At 64.6% G+C, this 24,234-nt stretch carries 19 protein-coding genes; 6 read left to right on the forward strand and 13 right to left on the reverse strand.

What is annotated here, in order from left to right; genetic code table 11:
* Nucleotides 1-4: 4 nt before the first annotated feature.
* From MKCMC460_RS23085 to MKCMC460_RS23095, 3 genes are read right to left on the reverse strand one after another with little or no spacing between them, the layout of a single operon-like run.
* Entirely contained in the window at nt 5-979 is a 975-nt protein-coding gene (locus MKCMC460_RS23085) for a hypothetical protein (RefSeq protein WP_238304875.1), read from the reverse strand.
* Nucleotides 976-2,220, reverse strand: coding sequence for a cytochrome P450 (locus MKCMC460_RS23090; protein ID WP_238304876.1), 1,245 nt, complete (start codon nt 2,218-2,220; stop codon nt 976-978). The genes MKCMC460_RS23085 and MKCMC460_RS23090 overlap by 4 nt, the downstream gene beginning before the upstream one ends.
* A complete protein-coding gene (locus MKCMC460_RS23095) occupies nt 2,217-3,320 on the reverse strand; it encodes a TIGR03857 family LLM class F420-dependent oxidoreductase (RefSeq protein ID WP_238304877.1) in 1,104 nt (367 codons plus the stop codon). Before MKCMC460_RS23095 ends, MKCMC460_RS23090 begins: the two co-directional genes overlap by 4 nt.
* A gap of 115 nt (nt 3,321-3,435) precedes the next feature.
* On the opposite strand from MKCMC460_RS23095, the gene MKCMC460_RS23100 reads away from it, so the two are divergent.
* Both MKCMC460_RS23100 and MKCMC460_RS23105 read left to right on the forward strand, forming a co-directional pair.
* Nucleotides 3,436-4,059 (forward strand): TetR/AcrR family transcriptional regulator, encoded by a 624-nt coding sequence (locus MKCMC460_RS23100; RefSeq protein ID WP_238304878.1) that lies wholly within the window; start codon nt 3,436-3,438, stop codon nt 4,057-4,059.
* A gap of 5 nt (nt 4,060-4,064) precedes the next feature.
* Entirely contained in the window at nt 4,065-5,093 is a 1,029-nt protein-coding gene (locus tag MKCMC460_RS23105) for a hypothetical protein (RefSeq protein ID WP_238304881.1), read from the forward strand.
* Between the two features lie 40 nt (nt 5,094-5,133).
* Here the strand turns inward: MKCMC460_RS23105 and MKCMC460_RS23110 are convergent, their stop codons facing one another.
* The gene (locus MKCMC460_RS23110; protein ID WP_236977352.1) at nt 5,134-6,009 is read right to left on the reverse strand and encodes a hypothetical protein; all 876 of its coding nucleotides are present in this window, start codon (nt 6,007-6,009) and stop codon (nt 5,134-5,136) included.
* Nucleotides 6,010-6,048: 39 nt separating this feature from the next.
* On the opposite strand from MKCMC460_RS23110, the gene MKCMC460_RS23115 reads away from it, so the two are divergent.
* A complete protein-coding gene (locus MKCMC460_RS23115) occupies nt 6,049-7,647 on the forward strand; it encodes a PEP-utilizing enzyme (protein WP_236977354.1) in 1,599 nt (532 codons plus the stop codon).
* 39 nt (nt 7,648-7,686) lie between these two features.
* On the opposite strand, the gene MKCMC460_RS23120 is transcribed toward MKCMC460_RS23115, so the two are convergent.
* From MKCMC460_RS23120 to MKCMC460_RS23130, 3 genes are all read right to left on the reverse strand, one after another.
* Nucleotides 7,687-10,557 (reverse strand): RND family transporter, encoded by a 2,871-nt coding sequence (locus MKCMC460_RS23120; RefSeq protein ID WP_238304883.1) that lies wholly within the window; start codon nt 10,555-10,557, stop codon nt 7,687-7,689.
* A 267-nt stretch (nt 10,558-10,824) separates the two neighbouring features.
* The gene (locus MKCMC460_RS23125; RefSeq protein WP_236977356.1) at nt 10,825-12,453 is read right to left on the reverse strand and encodes a PEP-utilizing enzyme; all 1,629 of its coding nucleotides are present in this window, start codon (nt 12,451-12,453) and stop codon (nt 10,825-10,827) included.
* Nucleotides 12,454-12,462: 9 nt separating this feature from the next.
* Nucleotides 12,463-13,353, reverse strand: a complete 891-nt coding sequence (locus MKCMC460_RS23130) for a hypothetical protein (RefSeq protein WP_236977358.1) — start codon at nt 13,351-13,353, stop codon at nt 12,463-12,465.
* On the opposite strand from MKCMC460_RS23130, the gene MKCMC460_RS23135 reads away from it, so the two are divergent.
* Together MKCMC460_RS23135 and MKCMC460_RS23140 are read left to right on the forward strand one after the other, a co-directional pair.
* The gene (locus MKCMC460_RS23135) at nt 13,343-13,582 is read left to right on the forward strand and encodes a hypothetical protein (RefSeq protein WP_236977360.1); all 240 of its coding nucleotides are present in this window, start codon (nt 13,343-13,345) and stop codon (nt 13,580-13,582) included. The genes MKCMC460_RS23130 and MKCMC460_RS23135 overlap by 11 nt on opposite strands.
* 31 nt (nt 13,583-13,613) lie before the next feature.
* Nucleotides 13,614-14,411 carry an SDR family oxidoreductase gene (locus MKCMC460_RS23140; RefSeq protein WP_236977362.1) on the forward strand — a complete coding sequence of 266 codons (798 nt, stop codon included), beginning with the start codon at nt 13,614-13,616 and terminating at the stop codon, nt 14,409-14,411.
* 34 nt (nt 14,412-14,445) lie between these two features.
* On the opposite strand, the gene MKCMC460_RS23145 is transcribed toward MKCMC460_RS23140, so the two are convergent.
* From MKCMC460_RS23145 to MKCMC460_RS23160, 4 genes are all read right to left on the reverse strand, one after another.
* Nucleotides 14,446-15,600 (reverse strand): acyl-CoA dehydrogenase family protein, encoded by a 1,155-nt coding sequence (locus tag MKCMC460_RS23145; RefSeq protein ID WP_236977364.1) that lies wholly within the window; start codon nt 15,598-15,600, stop codon nt 14,446-14,448.
* Between the two features lie 75 nt (nt 15,601-15,675).
* The gene (locus MKCMC460_RS23150) at nt 15,676-16,281 is read right to left on the reverse strand and encodes a MarR family transcriptional regulator (protein ID WP_236977366.1); all 606 of its coding nucleotides are present in this window, start codon (nt 16,279-16,281) and stop codon (nt 15,676-15,678) included.
* Nucleotides 16,274-17,902 (reverse strand): pyruvate, phosphate dikinase, encoded by a 1,629-nt coding sequence (locus MKCMC460_RS23155; RefSeq protein WP_236977368.1) that lies wholly within the window; start codon nt 17,900-17,902, stop codon nt 16,274-16,276. The genes MKCMC460_RS23150 and MKCMC460_RS23155 overlap by 8 nt, the downstream gene beginning before the upstream one ends.
* 11 nt (nt 17,903-17,913) lie before the next feature.
* Nucleotides 17,914-19,053, reverse strand: coding sequence for an epoxide hydrolase family protein (locus MKCMC460_RS23160; RefSeq protein WP_238304885.1), 1,140 nt, complete (start codon nt 19,051-19,053; stop codon nt 17,914-17,916).
* A 292-nt stretch (nt 19,054-19,345) separates the two neighbouring features.
* Between MKCMC460_RS23160 and MKCMC460_RS23165 the strand changes: the two genes are divergently transcribed.
* Entirely contained in the window at nt 19,346-21,049 is a 1,704-nt protein-coding gene (locus MKCMC460_RS23165; protein ID WP_236977370.1) for an NAD(P)/FAD-dependent oxidoreductase, read from the forward strand.
* 44 nt (nt 21,050-21,093) lie between these two features.
* Here the strand turns inward: MKCMC460_RS23165 and MKCMC460_RS23170 are convergent, their stop codons facing one another.
* Nucleotides 21,094-21,627, reverse strand: coding sequence for a hypothetical protein (locus MKCMC460_RS23170; protein WP_236977372.1), 534 nt, complete (start codon nt 21,625-21,627; stop codon nt 21,094-21,096).
* Nucleotides 21,624-24,233, reverse strand: coding sequence for a PEP/pyruvate-binding domain-containing protein (locus tag MKCMC460_RS23175; protein ID WP_238304886.1), 2,610 nt, complete (start codon nt 24,231-24,233; stop codon nt 21,624-21,626). The genes MKCMC460_RS23170 and MKCMC460_RS23175 overlap by 4 nt, the downstream gene beginning before the upstream one ends.
* Between the last annotated feature and the right edge of the window lies 1 nt (nt 24,234).

Consider the following 24,234-nt stretch of genomic DNA (forward strand, 5'->3'; position numbering starts at 1 on the left):
GGCGTCACCGGAGTTTGAGTGATCGCTCGGTGTGGCCGTAGCCTATCTCACCGTCCCACTCGAACCGCGACAGATTCTCGAAGTTCGCGGTCGCGGTGACGGCCGGGTCGTAGCCGATGCAGATGTCGTTGGGCCCGTCGAATCCGTTGGGGAGCGGATGAAGGATCTCCGCGCTGATACGGTGCTCGCCCAACTCCAGCACATAGGGCTCGGCATGTTGGGAGCGTTGTGTCAGCACCGGCGAGTTGTGCAGTTCCACCGCGGTCAGCGTGCCGTTCTCCTGGATTACGGCACGCGTCAGGTACTGGCCGTTGACCACCAGGTGGAGCAGGATGAACCCGCGCCCACTGGGAAAATTCGCCCAGGACCAGATGTGGCTGGAGAATATGGTGAAGTCCCGCGCGCCGCTGGTGTGGTCGCGCAAGCCGTGACCGTCGAACGGAATCGACTGTCCACCAACGGCGATCGTCCCCTTGACGCCGACGAGCTGCTCGTAGTGCAACTTGCCCCACTTATGGGCATCCTCGACCTCGCCCCAATCCCACACTCCCCCAGAGCAGTCCAGGGTGAGATCGAACGCTACGCGTTCGTGGCGCTGGTCGGCGACCATGCCGTCATAGAGACGGTCCACGGTCGTGCGTATCGAACCGCCATCGCGACTCATTCGCCACTGCCGGAACGGCTCGACACATTGGAAGGCCATGGTCGCTCCCCCGGGGCCGTGCGGTGTCTCGCTGCGGCCATAACCCTTGTTGACCAGCCGGTCGCCGTCGGGCAGGTACACGATGGAAAGCTCACGCCACAGCGTGGAATCGAAAGGAGCGCGGCCCAGATGCGTCCACAATCCCACTTGGCTGCCGGGGTCGTAGGCGACGAAACAGTAGTTTTCGGTCCACAGGGGGATGTTGTCGGGGTAGCTCTGCGCTGGGAACTCCCGCTCCGGTTCCAGGCCGTGCGGCAACTTCAGCGAGGCGCTCATGGTCGTGCCTCGCTGGAATCCCATGCCAGCACCAGCTTCTCGGGCCCCCGGAAAAGCAGCGCGTCACGCTCCCATTCGAGTTCTTCGATCCGCAGTCCGCGCAACCGGGTGAGCAGGGCTTCGACGCCGATGCCGATCACCGCGCGGGCCATGTGTTGTCCCGGGCACTTGTGCGGACCGTGGCCAAACGCGAGGTGATCAGATGGCACGTCGCGGGTGATGTCGAAGGACTCGGCATGCGGACACCAGCCTTCGTCGTGATTGGCCGCTGAGAGGTACACCATGATCGGCGTATCCGCCGGGATGTGGTGGCCACCGAGCTCGATGTCCTCGGTGAGCAGTCGGTGGGTGCCGTGCACGGTTCCGATGTAACGCAGAATTTCCTGGACAGCGTTGGGCAGCAACGACATATCCGATTGCAACGCAGCGAGTTGGTCTGGGTGCAGCAACAACGTCGCCACCGCGTTACAGATGGACAGCGCGCTGGTGTCGTGGCCGCCGACGTAGATACTCCACAGGTTGGCGATCAGTTCGTCCTCGGTCAGCGTGCCGTCGTCGGTGTCGGCGATCATGCTGTTGACCAGATCGTCTTCCGGTTCGGCACGCCGCTTGGCGACCAGACCCCGAAAGTAGTTGTCCAGCGCGATCATCGAGTCGTTGGCCACTTTCAGCTGGGTGGCGTCCAGCGGCAGCATCTGGATACCGAGTTTGAAGCCGTGCATCCACTCGTGGATGTCGGCTTCGTCCTCGTGCGGGACGTGCAGCAGTTGGCTGATCGCCGACAGCGGTAGGGGTGAACCGTAGGCGGCCATCAGTTCGACCCGGCCGGGTCCGCCGCTCGGATCGGTGAAGGCATCGATCAGTTCGTGAGCGCGGTCGGTGATCACCGGCCGCAGGCTGTCGACCAGGCCGGGACGAAAGTTGCGCTGAAACGTCTTGCGCACCCGGGTGTGATCGTCTCCCGCCTTCATCAGGACACTGTCGGCCATGATGGTGAAATACGGTTCGTCGATGACACCGTCGCCGTGCCGCATACGTTGGAACTGTTCCCAGCGCAGGTCACCGTCTCTGCGTGCCAACACCTTCCAGGCCGGGTCGTGTCCGGTGACGACGAAGGAGCCGAGCGCGGCCGCGTGGAACACCGGATCGATCTCGCGCAATCGTGCCAGGATCGGGAAGGGGTCCACCGCCAAGTCCGGGTCGAGCGGGTTGAACACGAACTGATCGTCCTGCGTGGTCATCGGTTTCTCCATGCCTCGATCAACTTGGCATTCTGGCCGGGTGTGCTTCCGTACGTGGCGATTTCGTCTGCACCGGCGTCACGGAACCGCTGCAGCGAGGTGACGCACTCGTCGACCGATCCGATCGCGCAACTGTCGATCATGTACTCGTCGGGGATCAGTTTGGCAGGCTCCAGCAATTGGTGGCGGTGGTAAAGCCGGTCGGCCACTTTCTCGTTGGCGGCCAGCTGGCGGTGCGCCCGGAGCTGGTGAATCACCGCCATATCCCAGCCGTTCTCCTCGATCAACGTCTCGCCGTAGCCGGGATACTGCAGATAGCCGACCGCTCGGCCGTGCGCCAACGAACGTGTCTCGATGTCGTCGAGCCCGGGCGCGGTGATGACCGCCTGGCAGATCCGAATCGTGGTGGGATCACGGCCGATTCGTTCACACGCCACCTTGATGCGTTCGACCGCGTTGGCGGTGGCCTGGGGGGTCAGCACCGGCGGCAGCAGCACTCCGTCGAACGACGAAGCCAGCAATGCCGCCCCCTTGGGTCGGGCGAACGTGCCGAACCACACGGGCGGCGGCGGACCCGGCACCGTCTCGGAGAAGGCCAAGGCCGGGAAGCGGCCCACGGGTCCGTCGTAATTCACTGTCTCGCCGCGCCACAGCCGGCGGAGGATGTCGACGTAGTCGGCCATCTCTGTGTAACTCGGCATTTTCAGGCCCATGTCATTCCAGATCGCATCGGTGCCGCGTCCGAGGCCGAGCGTGAACCGGGGGCCGTAGCAGGCCTGCATGGTGGCCGCCAGCGCCGCCATCAGCCAGGGTTGCCGGGTCGGGGGGCACACCATTGCGGTGCCCAATTCGATGCGGGAGGTAAGCGCCGCCGCACCGGACAAAATCACGTCGGCCTGTTTGATATCCCAGCGTTCGGAGAGGAAAACAGCTCGGAAGCCCAGCTTTTCGGCTTCGACGGCATCTTGGATTCCCTGCGCGGGTGTGCGCTGATCGGACTCGTAGTCCACGTCGCCCTGCACCGCGCTCACCGCGCCCGAAATCACGTAGGCGCTGAGGTCGTCGACGACCTCACCGACTACCCCGTCGTTTATCGTCATAGCCACCTCGACAACCCAATTGGCACCCGTCTCCACCCGACGCGGGGGTGCACTGCGATCCTTGACGCAGTATGTACAGTAGAAGCCATTCTTACACTTGTAAAGAGAAAGCTCGATGACGACAGATGAACGGCGCCGCCGCGGCCCGAAACCGACGCTGAGTCGCGAGATGGTGATCGAGGCCGCACTGGACCTGGTGGACGCCGAAGGACTGGCGGCGTTGAACCTTCGCAAACTCGCCGGGCGCATGAAGATCAGCGCGATGACCCCCTACCACTATTTCGAGGACAAGGCCGACCTGCTCGCGGCGATGGTCGGGCATGCGCTCGCCCCGCTGGCCAGCGACCTGGACCCAAACCTGGCCTGGGACGACCAGATTGACGCGGCGATGCACGATTTCCACGACACGTTGAAGCGTCACCCCGGCGTGGTCGAGCTGATCATCGCCGAGGCCGACACGGTGCGACTCGACGATTTCCGGCAGGCGCTCATCACGACGCTGCGCAAGGCCGGCCTGTCGCAGGCCCACAGCGCCGACGTGTTGCGCTCACTGACCAGCTACATCCTGGGATACACCTTGCTGGACCGGCTCCGGCCCAAGCAACCCGGCCGCCCCGACCCGCCGGCCTCCTTCGATACGGGGCTGGAAATGATGATGCGCTCGCTGCGCGAGGACGTCGCCGCGCGCCAACGCGCCGGCAAACCTCGGGCGGGCCGAACTCGTGCGGGGACGACGTGAATCCGATGACCGCTGCCAAACCCATGAGTTCTCAGCCTGATATTTCCCTGGACCACAACGTCGCCACCCGCGACGACATCGCGCGGTGGAGTGAGACGCGGTGGAACGGGTGCTGGAACCCGGACCAAGGCGTCGGGCTCTATCTGCATGCCGGCCGCCATCCCACCGATCTGGCCATGTGGTGGGTGCAGGTTGTCGTTTACCTGCCCAATCGTCGGCTTACCGTCGACCGTCGTTGGGGCCGCAGCACCAATCCCCTCGGTGTGACGCTCGAGGGATTCGATCTCACCATGACACCCGCCGGATGGACGGCACGCTTCGACAGCGTCGCACAGTTGACGACGATCGACAGCTTGGCACTGCGCCACGAGGGCAGCGGGGCACCGCTTGCGACCGTCACGTTTGACGTCGAAGCGATTGGGCGCCAACACGAATGGGACATGTATTCGGGCAGCGACACGCGGCTGGATTTCGCGGGCGAAAAACACATCCAGCAGGGGTTCACCACCACCGGAACCGTGCGGGTAGGCGACGAGGTGTACTCACTCGACGGCATCGGTTTCAAGGACCACTCAGCCGGGAAGCGGGATTTCACCGGCTGGCACCGCCATCATTTCATGATGCTGGTCCACGATGACTGGACCTGCCACGCGGTCCGCATGCTCACACCCGACGGGGGCGGTCATACGCTCGGCGCGCTGATCCGCAATGGAGTGCAGCACAAGGTCACCCGCTTCGAGCTGGCCGAGCTTGCGGACACCGCGGGCGGACCGAGCACCGGTGATGTGCTGATCGAAATCGACTCGGGTGAGCGCCTTGAGTTTTCGTCGGAGTTGCGCCATGCGCTGCCGATGCTGATGACAATGGACAACGAATATGTCAACGGCATCGACTGGCAACTTGCCGACGATCCGATCGTCCTCATCGAGGGCAAGGCGAGACTCGTTGCGTCCGACGGATCGATCGTGCACTGCTTCCACGAGCGATCCGCACGGCGCAGCCTGGTCAGTCGACCGATCACCGGAGAGCAGTAAGACGATCCGCGCGCACCGGATACGCGCCTGGGAGTGTGTCTCAGAAGAGCCTGCGGACGACGCCGTGTTCGGCGAGCCCGAAACCGGCGCGCCCACCCGTTGTGGTGAAGGACGCGAATTCATCGAAGCAGCTCATCGCCGGCCCAGCCCGCTCCTCGCCCATCGGCACCCAGAACCCGGCCCGCCTACCGTTGGAACGCATTTCGAACACATGGCCTCCGTTGCGGCTCAGCACCACACCGGCACACAGCCCCGTCGCATCCCGAGTGAGTGCCATGCCGTCGACGGGTTGGCACCCGTGCTCGTCCAGCACGAACCCGTCGGTGACATCGTGGCCGCCGTCGCCCAGAAATCGCATCACCGTCACGGAGAAATCGGCGAATGTCACGAAGATCCAAGCGTATTCGGAGATATTGACCGACTCGTCGCGGTGGCCCCAGGTGCGATCACGGATACCTCGCCCGTCGATCACGCTGTCGCGTCCGTCGATGCGACAGCGCCCTGAAACGACCACCGTCGTTTGAAAGTGTTGCAGCGGTTCGCCCCCCATCCGCGGGATCACCTCTTTGGACCTGAAGTCAGCCACTGTGAAACACGGCGCCGTCTGCAGATCGAGCTCGAGTCCCGGCGCGTCGACGCTGGCGCGACCGGATTGCAGGTCGAAGGATATGCTCGCGCTGCGAAACGATCCCGGCTGCAGGGGTTCGATGACTTCGCGAACCAGGCCTGCGATGCTCACGCTCACGCGTGCCCTTCTGCCGCCACTGTTCGGCGACGTGGAGACGTGCACGGTACCGAAGACCTCCCGTGCCGGGTCCCAGAACGACAGGAACGCGTTGTCGCGCCACGGCGTAAGGCCGCCCGGATCGTCGGCGCGGATGGGATGGGCAAGTGGCGAGGCCGTCGCGGAACTCATACTTTACGAGCGTAAAATATTACGATAGCTTCGGCAACCATGAGCGACGCCGATCCGCTGCACTGCCCCGGCTCGGGCGCTACGCACTGGACGACTGACAACGTCGGCGAAGCCATGCCGGGTGTGGCGAGTCCGCTCGGCTGGAGCATCTGGGAATCCGACAGCGACCCGGCCAACCGGGAACTCTTTTACCGCATCGGAATCATCAGTCGCGCCGAGCGTGACTCCATGGGCCCCATCAGCGAGCCCGTCATCCGAATCTTCTTCGGCCGCATCGCGATGTGTATGGAATGGCTGGGCATGGTCGGCGATCGCATGCCGGGCACCACGGGTCCCGATGCCATCGCCGGGATGCTCGGCCGGGTTCCGGACACCATGGCGTTCACGCCCACCCGCAGGCGTTACCCCTTCATCGCCACCAAGATGCCCATTGCCGCGCACCGCGCGATCCGCGAAGTACGTGCCCTCTCCCACCCCACGAAACAATGGTGGAAGGACAGCGTTTCGGTCGCCGGCAACGCTGACGAGCTCGCGGCCCGGGCGATCCTGCTCGACGGCGCCGCCCGCTATCGCCAGTTAATCACCGAGCATGGGGTCGTGCTGTTCTCCGCCACCACGCCGGTGACACACGCATTGAATGCGTTGGTGGCGCGGGCCGGTGTTGGCGACATCGGCACCCTCAGCGGAACCGGCGGAGCCGAAATGCGTATCGTCGAGGATCTCTGGCACGCATCGCGGGGCGAGATCGACATCGACGACGTCGTCGCCGAGCACGGATACCATGGACCGCTGGAGGGCGAAGTAGCAAGCCACGTGTGGCGAGAGGACCCGGAACCGTTGCGGCGCATCGTTTCCGCGTATGCCGAGCGACCCGCCGATGAGAGCCCGATCGTCCGCAATGCCCAGCTTCGCGCGGAGCTGCCGCCGATGCAGCGGGAGGTGATCTGTGCGTTACCCCGGACCTACCGGACACCGGCGCGCGCAATCCTGGCGCTGGCAGCCCGGGTACTGCCCATGCGCGGAGTGGGCAAGGCGGCTTTCGTTCAGGCACTGGACGTGTCGCGGGCGGCGGCGCGTCGACTGGGGCAGATATACGTCGACGGCGGCCGCCTCGACGATCCAGATGACATCTTCTACCTCACGCTCGCCGATCTGCGCGGTGGACTGCCCGCCAATGCCCGCGACCTGGTGGCGACCCGACGTGCCCGCCGCGAGGACTACCGGCGCATCCAGCTACCCCACTCTTGGCGTGGCACACCGGATCCCGTCGACGTCACGGCCGAGCGCGCCACCATCGGAGACGTGATCTGCGGGGTGGGCGCGAGCGCCGGGCGCGTCGAAGGTCCGGTGCGAATCGTCACCGACCCCAGCTTTGCCGAGGTCGAGCCCGGCGAGATTCTGGTCAGCCACACCACCGACCCGAGTTGGGCATCGATCATGTTCGTCTCGGCGGCACTTGTCGTGGACATCGGCGGGTTGATCAGCCACGCCGCTGTTGTCGCGCGTGAACTCGGCATTCCAGCGGTGGTCAACACCCGTCACGGCACGGGACTACTCCGCGACGGAGACCGGGTCCGCGTCGACGGCGGCGCCGGCACGGTGGAGCTACTCGAGCGAGCCCCGCTCTCGGTCGGCTGAGGGCGCCGTCGGCTCCCGTGCCGCAATGCGCCGGAAGGCCTACTGCGGCACCGGTATTGGCCGCGTATTCACACCCTCGGACCGTGCTGACGCGCGGTTCACATTGTCAATGCCCCGCGGATGGACAATTTGCGGCCACCAGAACCAGCGGCCCAGCAAGGTAGCGATCGAGGGCATCAACAGCGTACGGACGATCAGTGTGTCGAGCAGCAGGCCCAACGCGATGGTGGCCCCCATCTGGGCGACAATGCGATCGTCGCTGCCGAGCATCGCCGCCATAGTGAACGCGAACACCAGGCCGGCGGAGGTGACCACGGCACCCGTTCCGGCCATCGCCCGGATCGTTCCTGTCTTCAGCCCAGCGTGAATCTCGTGCCTGATTCGATGAACCAACAACAGGTTGTAGTCGGAACCGACAGCCAGCAGGACGATGACCGAGAAAAGCATCACCGAGAAGTGCAGCCGGATACCGAACAGGTCTTGCCAGATGAGCACGGAAAGCCCGATGGATGCCGCGATCGAGCTGGCTGCGGTGCCGACGATGACCAGCGCGGCAACCAGGCTCCGCGTCAGCACGAGCATGATCAAGAAGATCAGCGTGAGCGAGGCCACCGAGGTGATCATCAGGTCGTAGGTGTTGCCGTCGTGCATGTCTTTGTAGGTGGCGGCCGTGCCGCCGAGGTACACCTTGGCAGTCGACAGCGAGGATTGCTTCAGACCCTCCTGCGCCGCCGCTCGCTCGGCGTCGACTCGCGAGATGCCCTCCGGGGTTGCGGGATCGCCCGCGTGGTTGATGAAGAACCGCGCGGACCTGCCGTCCGGCGACAAGAAGAGCTTGAGGCCCCGCTGGAATTCCGCGTTGTCGAAAGCCTCCGGGGGCAGATAGAAGAAGTCGTCGTTTCTGGCAGCGTCGAAACTTTGCCCCATCACCACGCCGGTGTTGCTCATCGCCTCCATCTGATTGATCATCGCCTGGAAGGTGCTGTGCGTTGCAAGCGTGAGCGCCCGAGTTGTCCTCAAACTGGCCAGCATCGGAGGCAACAAGTCGGCCACTTCGTGTGTCAGCGAGGCGGTGCGACCGATGTCCTTGGTCAGCTCGTGCAGCTTCTCGTCCAGCTGATCGATCCCGTCCAGGCCATCGAACAGAGAACGAATCGACCAGCAGATCGGGATGTCGAAGCAGTGCTTCTCCCAGTAGAAATAGCTCCGGACGGGCCGCCAGACATCCTCGAAATCCGCAATGTGGTTTCGTAATTCGTCGGTGATAGCCGCCGTTTGCGCGGAGTCGTCGGCGGTTTCGTGTGCGACGTTGGCAAGCCGCGTCGAAATCTCATACATCCGCTGCAGGTAATCGATCGATACCTGTTGTTCGTCGGCCATCTTGAGTATGTCGTTCATCCGCTCCCGCAGAAATGCCATGTTCTGCATCGTCGTCTGGCTCTGCATGCTCATCAGGAACGGTATCGAGCTGTGTTCGATCGGAATGCCCAGTGGTCGCGTGATGTCCTGCACCATCACAATGCCTGGGACCCGCTGCACGTTCTTGGCCACTCTGTCCAGCACCAGCATGTCGGCGGGGTTGCGCATATCGTGGTCGGCTTCGATCATCAGCGAGTCGGGATTGAGCCGCCCCTCCGAGAAATGGCGCTGCGCGGCCGCATACCCGACGTTGCCCGGGGCACTGTCGGGCAAATAGTAGCGTTCGCTGTACAGCGTCTTGTATCCCGGCAATGCGATCATCCCGATCAGGACGGCCACCGCACTGGCGGCAAGGATCGGCAGGGGCCAGCGCACCACGGCGGTACCCAACCGTCGCCACAATCGACCCTGATGCGCCTTCTTGGGCTCCAATAGGCCGATGCGGCTGGCCACCGTGAGCACGGCCGGACCCAGGGTGAGCGCGGCGGCGACGACGACCAACATGCCGATTGCGACCGGCAAACCCATTGTGGTGAACCAGGGCAGTCGGGTGAAGCTCAGGCAATACGCCGCTCCCGCGATCGTCAAACCCGAACCCAGTACGACGGGACTGACTGCGTGAAAAGTGGTGTAGTAAGCCGTCTCTCGGTCTTCACCTGCCGTGCGTGCCTCTTGGTAACGTCCGATCAGGAATATTCCGTAGTCGGTTCCGGCGGCGATGGCCAACATGGTCAGCAGCGCCGTCGCGAATACCGCAAGCTCGATGAATCCGTAATTACCCAACACCGCGATCACGCCCCGGGATACCGCCAATTCGACCAGGGTCATGAAGAGCTGGATCAATGTGGTCCCGATCGAGCGGTAGACCAGGAACAACATGATCGCTATCGCGGCAAGCGTGAACAGGGTGATCTTGTTCATGCTTGCGTTGCCGATCATGTACTCGTCATAGCTGTGCGCAGTTGAGCCGGTGACGTAGGCCTGCACACCCGGCGGGGCCTGCGTGGAAGCGACGACCTTACGGACGGCTTCGACGGACTCGTTCGCCAGCGTCGTGCCTTGCTCGCCGGCGAGATTCAGGATCACGTAGGCGCCTTTGGCGTCGGCGCTTTGGACTCCGGCCGCGGTTAGCCGATCGCTCCAGAAGTCCTGAATGTGTTGCACATGCTCGGGGTCCTTCTTCAACTTTGCGATGATTTGGTCGTAGAAACGGTGCGCCGCCTCGCCGAGTTCGTGTTCACCTTCCAGGACGATCGTGACCGTACTGTTGGAATCGAATTCCTTGAAGTTGTGGCCCTGGCGCATCATCGCTTTCATCGACGGCGCATCCATGGGTGCCATCGGCGCCGCGTGCCGCTCTCCGACCACTTCCAACTGCGGCGCAATCATGTTGACGACGACGGTCAGCGCGATCCAACCGATGATGATCGGCACCGCAAACCAACGGATCAGGCGGGCCAGGACGGGCCGCCTGGTATCAACGTCGGTCATACCGTCTTGACCCGGCCGACGACAGGAGCTTCGGCGCCATCGATGCCCCCCTGATCTCGGGCGCCTCTGTCATGCTCCCGGACTCCGGAGCTGTTGACGTCCAACGTCGCGACACGTCCGGCTACGCTGGTGCTGCGCCACAGTGACCGCCGGTGCGCCAATGGTTTTAAGTAAAGTTAAAAACACAATGGCTGGTTTTTACCACACGCCCACCGTCGTGGTCTAGGTCTTGACCACTCGCCTAGCAAACTCAGATCCAACTCAAATCTAACCCGGGGAATTCACCGCAGGTGCCATGATCTCGACCACGCCGGCGTCGCCATCCACCCTGATCATCTGGCCGTCCCGGATTCGCCGGCTGCCGATCTCGGTACCGCACACGCAGGGGATGCCCAATTCGCGGGCCACGATCGGACCATGACTGAGCATGCCGCCGTGATCGGTCACCACGGCCGCGGCCACCAGGAACAAGGCAACCCAACTGGGGTCGGTGGTCTCGCATACCAGGATGTCGCCCTCGTCCAATTCGGTGGTTGACGGATCGTGCACCACCCGCGCCCGCCCGGTCACGACGCCGGGACTGGCCGCCACGCCCTTCAGACTGCTGACATCGCCCGCGGCCGAATCATGCTGTGCCACGGTGGTGATTTGCGGCCGGCCCGACCAGGCGTGTGGCAGCCGGTGCGACTGACGCTCGACGAATTGCGCACGGCGAGTGGCAATCTCACCGATTTCACGATCGAGTCGCCCGCTGCGCAGGGCTGCGTAGCTGAGGTGAAAGACGTCGTCGGGCTGTTCCAGCGACCCGGCCGCAACCAGATCCGCGCCCAGTCGTCGCGCGCAGGCGCGGGCCACATCGAAGGTCATCAGATATCCGGCCTTGCCCTGTTGGCGCAGCACGAGAAAGCGCACGGCGGCACGGATTGCCAAGTCCAGCACGGGCCGCTGCAACGCGGGCGCCGCCGCCTTAGCACGCGCCATCGCCTGGCGCCGCGCTGCCATTTGCTGAGCGCTACGCCGGTGCGGTGCCCGTGGATTGTCGGCCTCGATAGTGCGGTAGTCGTCCAGCCGCGCCAACACCGGTGACGGGTCTTCGCGCCACGACACGCCGGACAGCTGACCCTCGTCGCGCCCGTGGTAGCCATGACGATCAGTGAAGTCGCGCAACGTGATCCGATCGTGCGCCAACGCCCAGAGGTCGGCGGCAACCTGATTCTCAACGGCACCGACGCCGGAGAGAACGGGCGCCTCCAGTTCAGCCAGCCCTAGCCTGCCCAACATCGCAGTGACCCGCTCGGCCAGCCCGGAGCTGGCCAACGCGACGATCAAATGCAGGATCATCATGTCCTCAAACCGCTGGCGCGCGTCGGCGAGCAGCTCGAGAGTTCCGGCACGGTCGAGTCCGTCAAGGCGCGCCAACGCAGCAAGGCGCCAGGAGCGCAGTCCGACGACCATGCTGTCGTGCCGGCGTGGCAGGGTGGCCATCAGCAACGGCGCCTTGGCGGCGATCGCCGGGTACCGGCGCCGGGAATTGTGGTCGACGGTTTCGGGGCGCACGTAGCCGAACAGCTGCTGTTCCACCGCGGAGGCCGAGGTTCCGGGCATCAGACCCGCGATGTCGTGAAACTTGTTGATGTTGGCCACACCGCGGCCGTCGAACAAGGTGAAGCACATGTCCTCGGCGCGCTCGGGCAAATACACCTCGCCGGCCTCATACACCCCGAGCCGGACCAGCATCTTGCGGAACGCCAGCTCCATCGGTTCTTCGACGAAGGTGTAACCGAAAGTGGTGAACACGCCGGGGAAGGCCTCGGCGATATTTCCTGTCGTCCAGGTCAGCGCCGGATCGACCTCGGGATTGTCCAGCTGCTGCGCGACGATCGATCGACTACTCATGCGACGCGTTCAGTGCACCCGGTGCAGGATGCCCTGCTCGAAAAACCCGGCACCGGAACCATTTTCGCTGTCCAACGCCATGAAGTCGTCATAGGTGCCGAACGACGGACCGTCGGAGTCCGCGCCCATCGGCACGAAGAATCCGGCCAGTCTCGAGGACAGTGTGACCACGCGGGTATCGCCGTCGACGTCGCGCAACCGGGCTGTCCGGAACTGTCCGGCGGCGTTGCGACCGAAGTTGACGTCGGCGATCGTGCGGGATCGGTCGGCGTCGATCAGGAAGCCGTCGGATCGCAGCGTGCCGTCCGCGCCCAGAAACTTCATCACCGTGATGAAGGTGTCGCCGATGACTGCCACCAAACCGGCATATTCGATCCACTGTGCGGCCTCGTCGCGGAAACCCCAGGTTCTGTCGCGCATACCGTGCGCCCGCACCGTCGTCTCGGCGCCGTCGAGCACCAGAGTGCCGGTCAACTCACAGGCTTGCTGGAAATGTTGCAGCGGTTTGCCCGGCACCAACTCGGGCACCACCCCGCCGACCGCGTAATCCGCCGCGACGAACAGCGGAACGTTGACCAGATCGGCTTGCAACCGCGGGTGACGCACCTTGATCACGCCGTCGAGTCCGAAGTCGATCGATTCGCTGGTGAAGCTGCCTGGTGGCAGATCCTCGATGATCTCGAGAACTTTGCCCCGTACCGTGACACTGCACCGTGCCCGCCGGGCGCCGGTGCCATTCGGGGACGTCGAGACGTGGAAGGTGCCGAAAATCTCGTTCGCCGTGTCCCAGAAGGCAAGGTAGGCATTGTCTTTCCACACCGGGTCACCAGGCTGGGCGGCATCGGGGTGGATGGGTTCGGCCAACGGCCCCCAGGTCTTGGCGATCTCGGTGACGGTCATCGACTTTGCCGCTCCTATCGATTGCAGTTTTCCGACGGTGCCGGCGGAACGCATCACGTCGCCGGTATTTGCGGCGGTGCCGCTTGCTGCGTCGCGAGTCCGCCCGCGCAAGCCACGATCCACCATTTTCTTACTAACATTAAAATCTAGCACGTATGCGACGCTTGTTGTAGCGTTTTCCGAAGTGCGGGACAGCGAACGCGCCGGCGCGGCGACCGGAGGTTTCTGATGACAGCTACGTCGGTCGACCTCCCTCACCGATGAGTATTCCTGCACCCAAACCGAATTCGGCGGCATTCGTCACCGGAGCGTCGTCGGGAATAGGTCGGGCATTTGCCGAAGAACTCGCCGGCCGCGGCCACAATCTCGTACTGGTGGCCCGCCGCCGTGCCCGCCTGGAGACGCTGGCGGCCGACCTTCGGACCCGGCACGGAATCCGGGCCGACATCCTGGCCTGCGATCTTTCCGATCCGCTGGACCGCGCACGCATGTTGGTCGATCTCGGCGCCCTGGATTATCAACTCGACGCCCTGATCCTGTGCGCCGGATTCGGGATGGTCGGCCCCTATCTGGATCACGATGTCGACCGGCTGATCACCATGGTGCGCACCAACGTCGAGGCAACCGTTGCCCTGACCCGCGAATTGGCCCCGCCGATGGTCAGCCGCGGACACGGAGCAATATTGCTGGTCTCCTCGATGGCCGGTAACCAGCCGATGCCCTACTTCGCGCCGTACGCGGCCACCAAGGCCGCGATCACGTCGCTGGGTGAAGCGCTGCACAGCGAACTCAAACCGGCCGGAATTACCGTGACGGTGCTCGCACCGGCGAACGTCGACACCGAGTTCGCGGAGACGGCCAATGCCTCGCGCCAGACCAATCGTCAACCCGCGTTTCTGACAGCTACCGCCGAAGAATGCGCGCGGGCAGGCATGAAAGCCCTGCAGGACGGCAGGCGACAGCTGGTGCCGCTGCCCCAGGCCGCCGCCTTCGCATGGCTCGCCGCCCACCTGCCGCGGCGGATCTGGTTCCGTGCCTGCCGCACAATGCTGCGTTGAACAACCCCGGCGCGCAGGGACCTTGCTGCGTCGCTCAGATCCCGCCGCGTGCGACGAGTTGAGCGGCGATCACGTTGCGCTGGATCTCGTTGGTGCCCTCACCGACGATCATCAAGGGTGCATCGCGGAAGTAGCGTTCCACGTCGAACTCAGTGGAGTAGCCGTAGCCGCCGTGGATCCGCACCGCGTCCAGCGCGATCTCCATGGCCACCTCCGAGGAGAAGAGCTTGGCCATGCCGGCCTCCATATCGCAGCGCTCACCCCGGTCGTAACGCTCGGCGGCATGAAGGGTGAGTTGGCGAGCCGCAGTGAGCTTGGTGGCCATATCCGCCAGATAGTTGCCCACCGACTGGTGTTTCCAGATCGGCTTGCCGAAACTCTCCCGTTGCTGCGCATAGGCGAGCGCGTCCTGCAGGGCGGCCGTGGCCACACCGAGCGCACGCGCGGCAACCTGAATACGTCCGGTTTCCAAGCCTTTCATCATCTGGGCGAATCCCTTTCCGGGAGTGCCGCCCAGAATCGCCGACTTGCTGATGCGGTAGCCGTCGAAGGACAGCTCGCAGCTCTCCACGCCCTTGTAACCCAATTTGGGCAGATCACGCGAAACCGTCAGGCCTGGACCGTGTTCCACCAGAACGACAGAGATGCCGGCGTGCCGCGGTGTGGCCTTGGGGTCGGTTTTGCAGAGCAGGGCGATCAGCCCCGAGCGACGTGCGTTGGAGATCCAGGTCTTGGTGCCCCCGATAACCAGATCGTCCCCGTCTGATACCGCGGTGGTGGCCATGTTCTGCAAGTCGGAGCCCCCGCCGGGTTCGGTCAATGCCATCGTCGCGCGCACCTCGCCGGACGCCATGGCCGGAAGATAGGTCTTCTTCTGTTCCTCGGTGCCGAATAAGGTCAGCAGCTTGGCCACCACGGTGTGCCCACCCATCGCGCCGGCCAGGCTCATCCAGCCGCGCGCCAATTCCTGGGTCACCAGCACATAGCACGGCGTCGATACCGGCGAGCCACCGTATTCCTCGGGGACGGCCAGCCCGTAGATCCCGATCTGCTTCATTTGCTCGATCCACTTCTCGGGATACTCGTTGGCGTGTTCGACATCGCGGACCGTCGGCTTGACGTCGCGATCGACAAACGCCCGGACCGTCTCTACCAGCAGGCTTTCCTCGTCGCTCAACGCAGAGCTCACATCCACCACCTCTCAACCAGAGATTTTTATTCTAGATTAAACACCTGGCTGCGGCGCGGGACGTCGGGGTGCGAGCTAGCTCGCGTGACCCGCCCTGGCTTCTTCCTCGCGAGTGAGTCCCGAGGCGGCAATGAGCTCCTCATGCAGCTCAAACCATACCGTGTGATAGGAGTCGATGATCGGTCGCGCGAGCCAGATCGTGTCGCCGGCCTTCACCTTGGCCAAGGCCGACTCCAGTTTTGTGCCGTATGCGCTCAGCCTCGGCACCAGCGCGGTTACCGTGGCCACGATGGGTTGTACCTGCTCATGCACGGTGTCGAGGCGGCTCAGCACGGCGGCGTCATAGTCGGCGTCATCGTGGGCATTGGGTTGGCCGTCCTTGATCTGCCAGTCGGCCATCAGCGCCTTGAACGTGTTGTTGACTACCCGGAAATCGTCGTAAGCCTTCGCCAGGACACCCTGGTCTATTCCCGAACGCTCTTCTGCCAGAAGAGAATTGAGCCGCTCACGACCCTCGGGGCTGATACGAATCGTTTTGGCCGCGACCAGCAGGCCGGCGGCCGTCAGTTCGGCCAGCGTCGCCTTCACGTCGGAGGGGTCTTCGCCCAGAGTCGCGGCGAGATCGTCTTCGGCGACGCGGCCTTTGAGCCGGACGGCCTGCAACACGGTCAATTCAGACATTCGCCAGTCCTTTCTTGTCTTCGTCCAGTCGTAGCGCGATCAGCATGGTGATGAGTGGGTGAGGTGAGACGACATCGGTCTGACCGGCGGCGAGGGCGTCGGCCACTGCCGCCGGAGACGTGTCGGCAAGCACTGCGTAGTCACCACCTGGGTGGGCACGGATCGGGCTGATGCTTCGGGCGATCTCGGTGAGCTCGGCCAAGTCCGGCGAGCCCGTCTCGGACCACGCCGTGCGTTCCAGGATGCCCTCGCGCACCTCGCCTTGATCGCCGTCAACGGTGATCATCTTGCCGTCGAGGGCGGCCGCCACCCCTGCACCGCACCCCACCACGGCGGGACGACCTATCTCCCGGCTCACCACCGCCGCATGCGATGTCGCGCCGCCGATCTCGGTGACGATGCCCCGCGCGGCAAGCATTCCGTGCACGTCGTCGGGATTGGTCGCCACGCGCACCAAAATGACGTCCTCGCCTTCTTCGGCCGCATCGATGGCGTCGTCGACGTCGGCATAGGCCTTTCCGGAGACGACGCCGGGGCAGGCCGGTAGTCCGCTCGCCAAAAGCGTTGCGGAAAAACGTGTTTCCGGCTGCAGCGCAGGCTCGAGCAGGGTTTCGACATGCGTGGGTGTCACCCTGCGCAACGCCTCCGTGTCGTCGATCAGTCCTTCATGGCGCAACTGCAATGCCAGGCGCACCGCTGCCTGTGCCGACCGCTTGGCGGTCCGGGTCTGCAGCAGCCACAGTTTCCCTTCTTCGACGGTGAATTCGATGTCCTGCACATCGGCGCCAATGCGCTCCAGCGTGCGTGCCGCGGCCATCAGTTGCTCGTAGACCGCAGGTTGCTCAACCTCCAATGTGGCGATGGGGTGCACGTCCACACTGCCCGATACGACGTCCTCACCTTGGCCGTTGGCAAGCCATTCGCCGAACGGCTCGTTGGCCCCGGTGATGGGATTGCGGGAGAACAGCACGCCGGTTCCCGAATCGCGCGCCAGATTGCCGAAAACCATCGCCTGCACGACGACCGCGGTGCCGGCACTGTCGTCCAGGTCGTGATGCGCCCGGTAGCTTATCGCCCGCGGGCTGTTCCACGAGGCGAAGACGGCCTCGATCGCGCCCCGCAGCTGCGCCCAGGGATCGGTAGGAACTTCGGCGTTTTGGTCACCGCCCAGCACGATGCGGCGGTACATCTCGACGAAGCGCCGTCGGGTGTCGCGCGCGAATTCCACCGAGCCGGCGGCCGCAAGTTCTGCTTCGACCGCGTCGTCGATACCGAGGTCGAGCACGGTGTCCATCATCCCGGGCATCGATTGCGCCGCTCCGCTGCGCACGCTGACCAGCAGCGGCCGCGGACCGTGCCCGAACGTGCGCGATGTCTCGCTTTCGAGGGCTTTCATCTTGTCGCGCACGTCATTCCAGATGTCGTCGAGACAGCGTTGCGGATCGGCGAAGAACCTGGCGCACACCTCGGTGGTGATGCAGAATGCCGGGGGCACCGGCAACCCTTGCCGGCGCATCGCATCAATGCCATAACCCTTATTACCCAGCACCATCCGAGGAAGCTGGGCGCCACCGTCCAGCGTCACGACCAGGGGATGCGCTTCGCCCGTCATTTTTGACATGAGATTAGATTCTAACCGAGTGCCCGGATAGCGGAACGGACCTCGTCGACGAAGACGTCGGGCTGTTCCAATGCGGCAAAGTGGCCGCCCTTGCTGACGGCGTTGTAGTAGCGGAGGTCGGTGAATCTGGTGCGTAGCCAGCGTTCGGTGACTCTGATGATTTCTTTCGGAAAGAGGCTGAAGGCGCTGGGCAGGGCGACCTCGGCAAACGAGCTGATCGCCGAGAAGCTTTCCCAATACAACCGGGCCGAGGAGGCGGCCGTGTTGGTCAGCCAATACAGCATCACATTGTCCAAAATGACATCGCGCGCCACGGCCTTCTCCGGATGTCCGTCACAATCCGTCCAGGCGTAGAACTTCTCGGTGATCCAAGCGAGCTGACCGACGGGCGAGTCGGCGAGCCCATACCCCAGCGTCTGCGGGCGGGTGGCCTGCTGCACGGCGTAGGCACCCTCCTGCTCCAGGTACGCCGGCAGTCCCCCGACGGCCTGCTCGTCGGGGGTGAGTTCACCGAGGCCGGCCAGCGCTTCGGGCGAAGCCAGCGCCATGTTGACGTGAATCCCGAGCAGCCCGGCCGGACGCTTGATGCCCATCGCCGTGGTCACGAAGGCGCCCCAGTCACCGCCCTGAGCGTAGTAGCCGTGATAGCCCAGGGCGGCCATCAGTTCATCCCACGCGTCGGCGATTCGCTCGATGCCCACGCCCGTTATCGTCGGCTTGGCACTGAACCCGTATCCCGGCAATGAGGGAATGACCACGTGGAAGGCGTCTTCGACCGCGCCACCGAACCGCTCCGGCTCGGTCAGCGGACCGATCACGTCCAGGAACTCCAGCACCGAGCCCGGCCAGCCATGCGTCAGGATCAACGGCCGGGCACCGTCGTGCGGGGAGCGCACATGCAGAAAGTGGACCCCTAAATCGCCGAGTGTCGCGTGGTAGTTCGGATAAGCATTGAGGCGCTCGGCGAGCCGGTTCATGTCGTAGTTCTCCGCCCAGTACCCGGCCAACTCGCGAACATACGACGACGGGATGCCCTGCGACCAGTCCGAGACGGTCTCGGCGTCCGGCCACCGGGTGCGCTTCAACCGCTCGCGCAGGTCGGCGATGTCGGGCTCGGAAATCGTGATACGGAGGTCGTGGATCTCGGCCATTCCGACATTGCCTTCCCATTCGGGTTAACGATCGCTTGCCACCACGCACGCAGCCGATGGTTTGCGCTCTGCTGCAACGAGAATAGTTCGCTAAATGCGGTGGTCAAGAATTTTGGTTCACAAGTTCTCAGAAATATTCGCCGGACGGTGTGCCCGAGCGACGGCCCGCCCCGGCTCTGAGTCCGGTGCACGAGACTCCATCGACACAGCGGGTCTCATCCGATACGATTTTAATGATAATTAGATTCACGCTGGGCGCAGCACGGCGCCCCACCGCACCGAAGGGCTGGTCATGAAGGACGCTCCCGTACCACGTGAGGCAGACGTCGTCGTCGTCGGCTCGGGCCACAACGGGCTGGTCGCGGCCGCGTATCTGGCCAAGGCCGGGCTCGACGTTCTCGTCGTCGAAGCCGCACCCACCGCGGGCGGTATGACATCGACGAATCCCTTTGCCCCCGAGGCGCCCGAATACACGATCAACGAGGCGTCCATCCAGGCGTCGCTGTTCCGCACCACCACCATCGACCAGGACTTGGGCCTGTCCCGCCAGTACGGGCTGCGCCAGACCGTCATCGATCCCGCACACTTCCAACTCGCGGCTGACGGCGCGTCCTTGGGCCTGTGGCGCGACCCCCGCAAGACCGCGGCCGAGCTGGAGTACTTCTCCAAGAAGGACGCTCGCGCGCTGCTGGAACTCTACGAAGTGATCGACGCCGCCGTCGAGATCGGCCTGCCGATGATGCAGACCAGCGTCACCGAGCCGGAGATCAAGAACATCTTGAAGTCGGCTCGCGCGGTGCTGAAGAACCGTAAGCAACTAGCCGCTCTTGGCCGCTGGATGTCCAGTTCGCAGGCTGAGGCCGTCGAAGAGAGCTTCGAGCACGACATGATCCGCGCGCCGATGCTGTCGAGCCTGCCGTTCATGCCGTTCGACGCCGATATGTCCGGCTGGTCGTTGATCTACCTCGGTGTGCTGAGCAAGTACGGCGTGGCAATGTTCCACGGCGGCACCGGATCCTTGCCCAAAGCGCTGATCGGCGTGATCAAGGACAACCACGGCGACGTGATAACCAACTCGCCCGTCGAGGAGCTGATCGTCACCAACAACCGGTGCACCGGGGTGCGCATCCGGGGCGGAGCCGAAATACGGGCCCGTCGCGCAGTGCTCACCGCGTGCAGCCCGAAGACCACGCTGACCAGGTTGTTGCCCCGCGGCGTGCTGGAGCCCAAGAAGCAGAATGCCGCCGACCACATTCCGACCCGCAAGCGGGGTATCGCCGACGCCAAGGTGAACGTGGCGCTGTCCGGGCGGGTCGACATGTCCAAACACGAGAAGTGGCGTGGCGACGGCATCGACATGCGACAGGCCTGCAACTGCTACCACACCTACGAGCAGGCCCTCGAAGCCGCACGTGCCTGTGTGCGCGGCAAGGTTCCCGACGCGATTCCGGGGCTGGCCCAGGTGACCAACTCCTTCGACCCGTCGATGTCGCCGCCGGGTAAGGATCTGTGGTGGTTCTGGACCGGCCTGACCCCCTCTTACCCCGAGGACGGCTGGGACGTGGCCCGCAAGAAGATCACCGACAGCATCCTCAGAGACGCTGAGATCTACTACAAAGGCGTGGAAGACATGCAGGTCGCCGTCCGCCCGCTGGTGCTGCCCGACATCGAGGAGCGGTTCTGGGCGATCGACGGTTCGGTCTATCACGTGGATCCGACCATCAGCCGGTTCGGCCCGAACAAGCCGGTGGCCGGCTTCGCCGGCTACAAGACTCCCGTCGACGGCCTCTACCTCACCGGGTCGGGCACGCACCCGGTCGCCGGCATCAGCGGTATGCCCGGGCAGAACGCGGCACGCGTCATGCTCAAGCACCTCCGCCTCGAGGACAAGGGCGGCCGACTCGGCGTCCTCAAGGAGTTGGTGACGCGCCGTAAGAAGGTCGAGGCCGACCCGTACTCCAGCGGACAGAACGACCCCTTCCCGGGCCAGTTATAGCCGCGAAACCCCGCCCGGCAGCGGCTGCCGTCGAATTCTTCTATTTACCAACCATTCTGGGTGCACCGGACACTCGAGTGACGGTGCCGCGGCTCCCGTCGACTCGAATCGTGTCCCCGTTTCGAATGAGTGCCGTTCCGGTTCGTACATTTGTGACGCCTGGCCAGCACAACGGGATAGCGCATTGGGGTGTTCGGGGGAAGCGCGGTGATGTTGTCCGCGGTATCGCCGAGGATGTTGGCGGCCACTTCCGCGGCGTTGGTGCCGGGCAGTCCCGCGCCCACCGACAGGATCAGGTTCACGTTGAGCACGGCACGCCCGAATACGATACCGAGTGCGGTGTCATCGGGATCGTCGGTGACCTTTCGCCCCTGGGCGCGTGATATCACACCCATTTCCGCGTAGCTGCCCCGCACACTCCGCTCGAAGGGCCCAGTCCAGAACGTATATGTCAACGGGGTTAGCACGCCGGGCACCGCCTCGGCGACATTGCCTGTGGTCCACCAAGTTCGGCTGCTCGACGGCCGGTGGATGACGCCAGGATCGGTCGTGCTCCGCGTAACGGGTTCGGCGCTCATGCGGACGCCGGATCCACCCGCCGCACGATCTGGATCAGGCCGTTACCCCCGTCCAGCCGGATGACATCGCCGGTGCGCAGCATCCGCACCGCATGCCCGGTGCTGACGACACAGGGGATGCCCAGTTCGCGAGCCACCACGGCCGTGTGGCTCATGACGCCGCCGATATCGGCGACCAGGCCGCCGGAGACGAACATCAGTGACGCCCAACCGGGATCGGTATCGCGGGCGACCAGGATCTCTCCCGGCACAATCTCGCATGTGCCCGGGTCCAGCGCCACCCGCACCGGAGCCTCGACCACGCCGGGACTGGCGGCAACGCCGGAAATGGTCTCGGCGGCTGGATCGATCACGGGCTGGTCGACCACCGGTTCGGGTACCCCGACCCAGACGGCAGGCACATCCATCGAGGTATAGATCTGGTGGATCACGCGGCGCTGCGTGACGGCATCGCGGAAGCCCGCGGAATCGGCGCTCACGATCTCGTTCGCGGTCAACATGAACACGTCGTCGCGATGGTCGAGTACCCCGTCGGCCACCAGCAGGTCACCGAGATGGCGCGCCGCGGCCCGAATTACGTCGAAGTTCTGCACAAACGCGCCTTTTCCTATCCCGCGCATCGGGACATAGCGGCGCGCGAGCTTGAGCAGCAACCGCGCGACCGGCCGCTTGACCGCGGGCACCCGCGCGATCAGCTCACGCTCGGCGGCTTCGCGGTCCGCGATCCGGCGACGCGCCGCGGCAGCGGGCGAATCTTCCTCGCGCAGGGAACGATACGTTTCGATCAGCCGGATGACCGGCGCCGGATCCTCCCGCCAGGGCACCGACAACAGGTCCCCTTCAGCGGGCCCATGGAATCCATAGCGGTCGATGAACTGCGCTAGCGACATGCGGTCATGCGCGCACTCCCACAGGTCGACCAACACCTCGGTCTCCTCGTGCCCGCCGTGGCCGGCCATCAGGCGTTGCGGGTCGATACCGGCAGATTTCGCGAGTTTGACCAGCTGCTCGAAGGCGGGCTGAACCGCCCCGAACACCAGGGTGGTGTGATCGACGATGGTACGGCCCGTCCTCGGGATGGCCTCGGCGAGCAGCCGCCTGGTGGCGTCGGCGTCGAGCCCGGGTAACGTCCGCAGCGATTCCGACCAGTAGCTGCGAGCGTCAGCACGCTGCCCCGCAACGATCCGGGGATATTTCACAAACGGCACCCACATGCGGCTCAGCACCCGCGGGTAATGACGGAACTGGCGACGACGTACGTACCCGTCGGGCACATAGCCGAAAATGTCCTTCGCGGTAGCCTCGCCGTTGCCGCCGGGGATGCGGTCGACCCAGTCGCAAAGCAGGTCAACGCGCAGTGCGCAGCGACCGAAATGAAAGCCGATGATGCGGTTGGCGCGGTCCGGTGTGTACCGGGCCTCCTCCGGCGACAACGCGCCAATCACCTTGAACGTCTCCCGGAACGCCAACTCGGCATGCTCCTCGAAAATCGAAGCGCCCAGCGGCGATTGCACTCCGGGGACCGCCTCGCCCGCATTGGTGGTGCTCCACGTCGCATCCGGCGGAGAACCGAAATTGGTCACACTGATTGCGCGCCAATGTGGTTCGGCGGCGCCGGGCGGGTCAGGACGGTTGCTCCACACCGTTTCCGGCCTGCCTTGTACCAGGTGCACTTCGCCGTAGGCGTCCACCGCCCACTCGATGTCCATCGGGCGTCCCGCGGCCTTCTCGATGCGCAGGCCGAGTTGCGCTATCCGCCGGGCCACTTCGTCGCTGATGCTCGGCGCGCTCCCCTCGTCGGGTGCAAGTTCGACCAGACGGACCGTGGAAGTGAGCCGATCGAAACGGTGCGCACGCGACTGGGCCGCGATCTCGCACCTGCTGATTTCGCCGGTGGCCTTGTCGATCCAGAACCTGTCGGTTTCGACATCGCCTTTGACGACGCCCTCCCCCAGCCCCAGCGCCGACTCGAGGTAGATCTGTGAGCGGTCGCCGGTGACAGGCTCGAGCGTCATCGCAACACCCGCGGCGGCCGCGGGCACCATGCGCTGCACCACGACGGCAATCGCGACGTCCTCCGGCGCGACACCCACCCGCGCCCGATAGCCGATCGCCTGTGGCGTGAACAGGCTTGCCCAGCAACGGATTATCGAGCGCTCAACGGCCGCGCAGCCCACGACCCACAACTCCGTTTCCTGCTGGCCTGCGAACGATGCGTCCTCGCGGTCCTCGGCGATGGCACTCGAGCGAACCGCGACCGGTCCGGTACCCAGTCGCTCCCAGGCGGCCCGGATCGCCGTCGTCACCTCACCGGGCAACGTCATGTCGGCGAACAACGACGCGATCTCCTCCGACGCATGCCGGTCGGCGGCGGGATCCCCGGTGCCGGCAAGGATCTCGGGCAGCATGGTATCGAGCCCGGCGGCTACGACCGCATTGCGGTATGCCGTTGTGGTGACCACGAATCCGTCGGGCACAGCGAGGTCGAGAGCCCTGAGGTCATACAGTCCGCGTGCCTTACCCCCGACGGCGCCGGCCATTTCCGGGGTGCACTCGTCGAGCCACAACACCGCCGCACCTGCAACCCTCGCCGGCTCCTTCGGCATG

The organism is Mycobacterium sp. 20KCMC460 (genome assembly GCF_022179425.1).
Classification (GTDB): Bacteria; Actinomycetota; Actinomycetes; order Mycobacteriales; family Mycobacteriaceae; genus Mycobacterium; species Mycobacterium kiyosense.